The sequence below is a fragment of the Rhizobacter sp. P3_B12 genome (assembly GCF_056402895.1).
The window spans coordinates 1-7,635 of sequence record NZ_JBFUGN010000218.1 but is presented as its reverse complement, the minus strand read 5'-3'; the positions used below and the strand labels follow the sequence as shown (position 1 = coordinate 7,635).

Annotated in this window: 10 protein-coding genes; 2 read left to right on the top strand and 8 right to left on the bottom strand. The window is 69.0% G+C overall.

Annotated elements, in window-relative coordinates; all coding sequences use genetic code 11:
- The 8 genes from lipB to AC1D01_RS13950 all read right to left on the bottom strand — a co-directional run.
- The coding region (lipB, locus tag AC1D01_RS13985) for a lipoyl(octanoyl) transferase LipB (RefSeq protein ID WP_477867146.1) at positions 1-391 on the bottom strand (391 nt) is incomplete at its 3' end.
- A gap of 84 nt (positions 392-475) precedes the next feature.
- Positions 476-751 (bottom strand): YbeD family protein, encoded by a 276-nt coding sequence (locus AC1D01_RS13980; protein ID WP_477867144.1) that lies wholly within the window; start codon positions 749-751, stop codon positions 476-478.
- A gap of 43 nt (positions 752-794) precedes the next feature.
- Positions 795-1,670, bottom strand: a complete 876-nt coding sequence (locus tag AC1D01_RS13975; RefSeq protein ID WP_477867142.1) for a D-amino acid aminotransferase — start codon at positions 1,668-1,670, stop codon at positions 795-797.
- Between the two features lie 39 nt (positions 1,671-1,709).
- Positions 1,710-2,900, bottom strand: coding sequence for a D-alanyl-D-alanine carboxypeptidase family protein (locus AC1D01_RS13970; protein ID WP_477867140.1), 1,191 nt, complete (start codon positions 2,898-2,900; stop codon positions 1,710-1,712).
- Positions 2,901-2,940: 40 nt separating this feature from the next.
- Positions 2,941-3,555, bottom strand: coding sequence for an alpha/beta hydrolase (locus tag AC1D01_RS13965; protein WP_477867138.1), 615 nt, complete (start codon positions 3,553-3,555; stop codon positions 2,941-2,943).
- Positions 3,556-3,568: 13 nt separating this feature from the next.
- Positions 3,569-3,895 (bottom strand): (2Fe-2S) ferredoxin domain-containing protein, encoded by a 327-nt coding sequence (locus AC1D01_RS13960; protein ID WP_477867136.1) that lies wholly within the window; start codon positions 3,893-3,895, stop codon positions 3,569-3,571.
- A gap of 9 nt (positions 3,896-3,904) precedes the next feature.
- Positions 3,905-5,041: a VanZ family protein gene (locus AC1D01_RS13955; RefSeq protein WP_477867134.1), complete on the bottom strand. Its 1,137-nt coding sequence runs from the start codon at positions 5,039-5,041 to the stop codon at positions 3,905-3,907.
- 7 nt (positions 5,042-5,048) lie between these two features.
- A complete protein-coding gene (locus AC1D01_RS13950; protein ID WP_047510227.1) occupies positions 5,049-5,489 on the bottom strand; it encodes a CopD family protein in 441 nt (146 codons plus the stop codon).
- A 274-nt stretch (positions 5,490-5,763) separates the two neighbouring features.
- On the opposite strand from AC1D01_RS13950, the gene hemB reads away from it, so the two are divergent.
- Together hemB and AC1D01_RS13940 are read left to right on the top strand one after the other, a co-directional pair.
- Positions 5,764-6,771 carry a porphobilinogen synthase gene (gene hemB / locus AC1D01_RS13945; protein ID WP_477867132.1) on the top strand — a complete coding sequence of 336 codons (1,008 nt, stop codon included), beginning with the start codon at positions 5,764-5,766 and terminating at the stop codon, positions 6,769-6,771.
- Positions 6,772-6,800: 29 nt separating this feature from the next.
- On the top strand, positions 6,801-7,635 hold an 835-nt coding region (locus AC1D01_RS13940), incomplete at its 3' end, for a CorA family divalent cation transporter (RefSeq protein ID WP_477867130.1).

The following is a 7,635-nucleotide window of genomic DNA, read 5'->3' as shown; positions in this document are numbered from 1 at the left end:
GGCCCGCGAACTCATCCGCCCGCGGCCCGGTCAGCGGCGCATGCCCGGCCGGATCCGACAGGTTCACGTAGATGCCGGGCGCGCCGGGCACCCGGTGGCCGGTGATGCCGAAGCCTTCGAGCGTCTTGATGACGCAGTGTTCCAGCCGGTAGACGTATTCCTTCACGTAGATGCCCAGCCGGCGCAGGTCGATCAGCGGGTAGGCGACCACCTGGCCGGGGCCGTGGTAGGTGACCTGGCCGCCGCGGTTGGTCTGCACCACCGGGATGCCGTGCGCGTCCAGCACGTGCTCGGCCTTGCCGGCCTGCCCCTGCGTGTAGACGGGCGGGTGCTCGCACAGCCAGATCTCGTCCGGCGTGTCGGCGCTGCGGCGCTCGGTGAACTCGCGCATCGCCTGCCCGGCCGCCGCGTAGTCCGTCGGGCCGAGCAGCTTCAGCAGCGCGGACACGTCATTTCACCGGCCACCGCGCCAAGGTCACAGCACCACCTTGACCATCGGGTGGGTCGACAGCGTGCGGTACAGCTCGTCGAGCTGCTCGCGGCTGGTGGCGGTGACGGTGACCGTCACGCCCAGGTACTTGTTGCCGCTGCTCGGGCGGATCTCGACCGTGGACGCGTCGTACTCGGGGTCGAACTGTTTCGCGATCGTCGTGATCGCATGGACGAAGCCGTCGACGTTCGTGCCCATCACCTTGATCGGGAAGCGCGACGGGTATTCGATCAACGACTGGTCGGGCGGAATGTCTTGCATCGTGGCGTTCATGCCGTCGCAGATGGGGCGGCCTGCGGAAAATTCAAATCGACTGCAATGTCTTGGCGCGCTGGTAGGCCTCGTACAGCTTCGCGTAGACCGGGCCGGGCTTGCCGCGCAAGGCCCCGTGGCCCACCGCCTCGCCGTCGACCTGCGTCACCGCCAGCACCTCCTTGGTGGCCGAACTCAGCATCAGCTCGTCGGCGCCCAGCACCTCGGCTTCGGAGATCGGGCGCAGGTTGTAGCCGATGCCGGCTTCCTCGCACAGCTCGCGGATCAGCTCGTAGCGGATGCCCTCGAGCACGTGCTCGCTCTTCGGGRCGCCCAGCACCGCGCCCTCGTGCACGACCCACACGTTGCTGGACGAGGCCTCGGTCAGGAAGCCGTCGCGGAACATGATGGTCTCGACGGCGCCGTGGTCGGCCGAGATCTGGCGCGCCAGGACGTTGCCGAGCAGGGAGATCGACTTGATGTCGCCGCGCTCCCAGCGGAAGTCGCGCGCCGTGACGCAAGCGACGCCGTGGTGGCGCTGTTCGGCACCGGCCGGCTTCATCGGGTTGGCCATCATGAACACCGTCGGTGTCAGATCGGGCGGCATCACGTGGTCGCGCACCGCCACGCCGCGCGTGACCTGGATGTAGAGCAGCTGGTCCTCGGCCGCCTGCGCATCGATCAGCCTGCGGCAGCGTTCCAGCCACTGGGCGCGGTCGAACGGGCTCGCGATGCGCACCTTGCCCAGGCTGCGGTTCAGGCGCGCGAGGTGCTCGTCGAAGCGGAACAGGCGGCGTCCGTAGACGGGCACGACCTCGTAGATGCCGTCGCCGAAGACGAAGCCGCGGTCCAGCACCGACACCTTGGCGTCGCGCAGCGGGCCGTACTCGCCGTTGAGGTAGCACAGGGTGTCAGGCAGGGCTTGCATGCGGGCTCCCGGGGACGGATGCAGTGGGAACGGACGAGCTTACTTGATCCACAGCCGCAGGRCATCCCAGGCGCGGCCGAAGATGCCGGCCTGCTCGACGCCGGTCAGCACGACCAGCGGCAGCTCGGCCACCGGCGCGCCGGTCGAGGTCGTCACCTTCAGCGTGCCGACGCGCTGGCCCTGCGCGAGCGGCGCGACCAGCGGGTCGGTGCGCTCGATCTTCGTCTGCAGCTTCGCGCCCTCGCCCTTGGGCACGCTGACGAAGACCCCGTTCGCCGCGCCCAGCTGGGCCTCGCGCGCCGTGCCCTTCCAGACCGGCACCGTGGCCACCGCCTTCGAGCCTTCGAACAGGCGCAGCGTGTCGAAGGCCTGGAAGCCCCAGTTCAGCAGCTTCTGGCTCTCGTTCGCACGAGCGTCCATCGAGGCCGCGTTCAGCACCACGCTGAGCAGGCGCCGCTTGCCGCCGCCGGCGCCGTTGACCGCGAGGTTCGGGAAGTCGCGCTGCGCCGAGACCACCATGCAGTAGCCGGCGGCCTCGGTGTAGCCGGTCTTCATGCCGTCGACGGTCGGGTCGCGCGTCAGCAGCACATTGCGGTTGTTCTCGTTGCTGATCGGCGCACCGTCGTAGTGGTACTTCTTCATCGAGTAGATCGGGTAGTACTCGGGGAAGTCGCGGATGATGCGGCTCGCGATCACGGCCACGTCGCGCGCCGTRCTCTTGTGGCCCGGCTCGGTGAGGCCGGTGGCATTCTTGAACTGCGTGTTCTTCAGGCCGAAGGCCTGGGCCTGGCGATTCATCAGCTCGATGAACTGGTCGAGCGTGCCGCCGACGCCCTCGGCCAGCACCACCGCGGCGTCGTTGCCGGAGTTGACGATCAGCCCGCGCAGCAGGTCGTCGACCTTCGGCGTGCTGCGCGGCTCGATGAACATCAGCGAGCCGCCGCCCTTGCGCTCCTGCCAGGCGCGCAGCGACACCGGCAGCGTCTGCTCCATCGTCAGCTTGTGGTCGCGCAGCGCGGCGAACGCCAGGTAGGCGGTCATCAGCTTGGTCAGCGAAGCCGGGTCGGCCGGCGCATCGGCCTCGCGCTCGGCGAGCGTCTGGCCGGTGGTCACGTCGAGCAGGATGTAGCTCTTGGCCGCGATCTCCGGTGGCTGGGGCGCCTGCGCGTGGGAAACGGACGAGACGGCGGCGGCGCCAAGCGCCAGCACGAGGGCAAACAGTCTTTTCATGAACGTGGAATCAGGTTGCGTGGTGTGCGAAGCCCGGGCATCAACGATGCCAGGACCGCACCACCAGGTTCTTCAGCAGCGCCAGCTGCCCGTGAAAGAAATGGCCCACGCCGGGGATCACCACCACCGGCAGGGATTGAGGCCGTGCCCAGTCGAGGGTGGCCGACAGCGGCACGATCTCGTCGGACTCGCCGTGGATCACCAAAGTTTCCTCCGGCACCGGCGCGACCTTCTGTTTCTGCGTCGACGGCCCGACCAGCACCAGCCGCTCGGCCTTCGCATCATCGGGCAGGCGCGCGGCCGCCTGTGACGCGACGTAGCCGCCGAACGAGAAGCCCGCCAGCACCAGCGGCAGCGCCGGCTCGCGATGCGCGGCGATCACGGCCAGCGCATCGTCGATCTCGCCCTGGCCTTCGTCCCACGCGCCTTCGGAGGCCGCCACGCCGCGGAAGTTGAAGCGCACGGTGCGGTAGCCCAGCTGCAGGAAGGCGCGCGCCAGCGTCTGCACCACCTTGTTGTCCATCGTGCCGCCCTGCTGCGGGTGCGGATGGCAGATCACCGCCACGCCGCGCGGCTCGCCTTCGGGGCGGTCGAGCGCGCATTCGAGTGCGCCCGCGGGGCCCGGTGTCAGCTGCTTGACGGTCTTCGCATTCATCGGTACGACCCGGTCAGCGCCCGACCGACTCGGGCAGCAGCAGCCGCTCGACCACCACGCCGTTCTTCAGGTGCGACTCGACGATCTCGTCGATGTCGGCATCGTCGACATAGGTGTACCAGACGGCTTCAGGGTAGACGACCGCCACCGGCCCGCCGGCGCAGCGATCGAGGCAACCGGCCTTGTTGACCCGCACGCCACCCGGGCCGGCCAGCTTCTCGGCCTTGGTGCGCGATTTGCAGCGTTCGAAGCCGGCCTGCGCATGGTGGTTGGCACAGCTGTCTTCGCCTTTGTCGCGCTGGTTCAGGCAGAAGAAGATGTGGCGCTTGAAATAGGTCATCGGCGCATTTTACGGACCTGCCGCCGCGGCCTGCTCGATGCTGTCCCTGGCGGCCACGCGGGCGAGCAGGTAGACCAGCGCCGCATACGGCCACAGCCAGCCGATCCATTGCGCGAGGCCATGGAAGCGGATGAAGCGCCCCTGCTCCCAGCCTTGCAGGCTCTCGGCGAAGTAGGGATCGGTCGGCGCCTGCGCCACCAGCGCGACCAGCGCCGTCACGACGACCAGGCCGAGCCCGGCCGCGCCGCGGCGCGGCAGGCGCAACAGCAGCAGCCCGGCGATCGCGCCGCCCAGCAGCCCCGGCAAGGCAGGCGGCGTCAGCCAGGCCAGCGCATGCTGCGGGCCGAAATTCAGCGCCGTCGACAGCGTGGTCGTCGCGAAGCCGAGCGCGGCCGCGCCGGGCACCATCGCGGCGCGGCGCCAGCCCGGGCGCACGATGGTGTACGCGACCAGGCACGGCGCCAGCAGGCCGAGCAGGATCGCGAGCAGCTCGCTGCCGCGCGACAAGGGCGTCATCGCGACGCTCGCATCGGCCCAGTCTTCCGTCCACGCCGACCACGGCGTGCCGGCCAGCGCCTCGGCGGCCAGCTCCTGCAGTCGCACCAGCACCTGGCCGAGGCCGAGCGGCACCGGCGTCGGGAACAGCAGGCCGATCGGCCACAGCAGCAACAGCAGCAGCCCGCCGGTAATGCGGGTCACGAACCAGCGGTCGCGCAGCGTCTGCCAGCGGTCGATGCCGCCCAGCGCATGCACCGCCACCGCGACCAGCGCGCCGGCCAGCGTGCCGGCCGCGTTCAGCACCCAGTCGAGGCTGGACGGCACGCGCTGCGGCAGCCAGTTCTGCAGGCTCTCCATCGCGAACGACAGCAGCGAGCCGGCCAGCAGCGCCGCGATGAAGGCGATCGACACGCGCCGCCCGGACCGCACCAGCGCACCCACCATCAGCGCACCCAGCGGCATGTAGCCGAGCAGGTTGGAGACGACATCGAAGGCGGTCCAGTAGCGCGGCCACGGCAGGTGGCCGAACCCGGCCAGCGCCAGCGCCACCGGCTGCTTCCAGCCGGTGAACGGCGACAGGCTCGCGTAGACGATCAGCGCCGCATACAGCCACGCCAACGGTCCGGCCGAGCTGCGGTGCCGTGCCATCGCCGGATCAGAACGGCTTGACGATCACCAGCACGACGATCGCGGCGAACAGCAGGATCGCGGTCTCGTTGAAGAAGCGGAACCAGCGTTCGCTGCGGCGGTTCTCGAACTGCTCGAACCTGCGCAGCAGCGCGCGGCAGCCGTGGTGGTAGCCGATCGCCAGTACCACCAGCGCAAGCTTCGCGTGCAGCCAGCCGCTGCCGGGTCCGCGCCCGATGCCGAAGCCCAGCCACAGCCACAGGCCGAACAGCAGGGCGGGGACCATCAGGAAGCTGGTGAAGCGGTAGAGCTTGCGTGCCATCAGCAGCAGGCGCTCACGTTCGGCGTGGCTGTCAGCCGGTACCGAGGCCAGGTTGACGAACAGGCGCGGCAGGTAAAAAAGACCGGCGAACCAGCTGGCGACGAAGATCAGGTGCAGGGCCTTGACCCAGGGATAGAGGCTGCTCATCCGCGGGATTATGGGGGCCGGAAAAAGAAAACCCCGACCGTCAAGGCCGGGGTTGAAAAGCCTCATCGCTGTCATCACGGTAAGGCTCCTGCTCAGGGAGGAAAAGCAGGGAATGACCACCTTGCGGCTATCATTCAAGGGCGACTTTAGCAGATGAGTGCCGGGCTGTTGAAGTGCCGTCGCACGGGATTTACACGTAAAAAGTCCCGATGTCTCATCGTCACATCGGTTTCGGCGGCCGGCCCCCGCGTCGCAACCGCCTTCAGAAGAAGCCATGCTGCCGCCCGCCCCGTTCCCCGCCAACCGCCCGCGCCGCCTGCGCCGCGATGAATTCACCCGCGCGCTGGTGCGCGAGAACCGCCTGCACCCGAGCGACCTGATCTACCCGGTGTTCGTCCAGGACGGGCGCAACCAGGTGCACGACGTCGCCTCGATGCCGGGCGTTCAACGCCTCAGCCTGGACCGGCTGATGCCGCTGGCCGAAGAATGCGTGAAGCTCGGCGTCCCGGTGCTGGCCTTGTTTCCGGTCATCGAGCCGGCACTGAAGGACGAGAGCGGCAGCGAGGCGCTGAACCCGAAGGGCCTGGTGCCGACCGTGGTGCGCGAGTTGAAGAAGCAGTTCCCGCAGCTCGGCCTGATGACCGATGTCGCGCTCGATCCGTTCACGAGCCACGGCCAGGACGGCCTGCCCGACGAGACCGGCTACATGCGCAACGACGACACCGTGAAGGTGCTGACCGGCCAGGCGCTGGTGCAGGCCGAGGCCGGCGTCGACATCGTCGCGCCGAGCGACATGATGGACGGCCGCATCGGCGCGATCCGCAACGCGCTCGAAGCGCGCGGCCTGGTCCACACGCGGATCATGGCGTACAGCGCCAAGTACGCGAGTGCCTTCTACGGCCCGTTCCGCGACGCGGTCGGCTCGGCGAAGAACCTCGGCAAGGCGGACAAGAAGGTCTACCAGATGGACCCCGGCAACAGCGACGAGGCGCTGCGCGAGGTCGCGCTCGACCTGGCCGAAGGCGCCGACATGGTGATGGTGAAGCCCGGCCTGCCCTACCTCGACATCGTGCGCCGCGTGAAGGACGAGTTCCGCGTGCCGACCTTCGCCTACCAGGTGAGCGGCGAGTACGCGATGGTGAAGGCCGCCGCGGCCCAGGGCTGGCTCGACCACGATGCGGTGATGCTGGAGAGCCTGCTCGCGTTCAAGCGCGCCGGCGCCGACGGCGTGCTGACCTACTTCGCGCTCGACGCGGCCCGGCTGCTGCGGCAGCAAGGCTGACGCCGCCCCTGACACCACACACGCGGCGCATGCGAATCTTCCACATCACAGCCGACCAGTTCACCGAGATCGAAGCGCTGCCCGACAGGCTGCCGCCCACCGGCTACCTGTGGATCGGCACCGCGCGGCGCGAGTTCGAGGTCAACATCGCCGAGGTCCAGGCCGGGCTGCAGCGCTGGACCGGCGGCCAGCTCGTCGACCTGCACATCTCCGACCTGCTAAACAACCAGCTGCCGTCGCACTTCGACTACACCTCGTGGTACGACCTGATGGTGTTCCGCCGGCTCGCGGCGGGCAGCGGCAGCGCCGGCCTGTTCCTCGACGACCAGAGCGGCACCGCCAGCACCGCGAAGCGCGCGCTCGAGGCGATCGACACCAGCCCGGTCGGCTTCGCGGTGTTCGACCGCGTGCTGATGACGGTGCACCCGACCGACTGCCAGGTGCGCGATTTCTTCGCGAGCAAGCTGCAGCAGATGGTCGAGGGCGCCGAACAGCGCTACGAGCCGCGCGGCGCGATGCGGCTGCCGACCGGCCCCGCCGACCTGATGCTGCGCATGCTGAACCACATGGTCGACAGCTATCTCGAGCTGCGCCGGCTGCTGACCAGGCAGCTCGGCTACCTGCAGCAGGAGCTGTTCAACCCGCGCAGCCAGTTCGACAGCTGGCAGGTGCTGCTCGAGTCGCGCAACTCGCTGCACCTGCTCGAAGACACCTGCGAGGACCAGCGCAGCGCGATCGTCGAATGGATCGACTCGCTCGACGAATGGCCGGACGAGCCGGACCCGAAGGCGGCGCGCGACCGCGAACTGCTGCGCGTGCGCTCGCGCGACGTGCTGGAGCACATCGAGCGCGTGCTGAGCCACG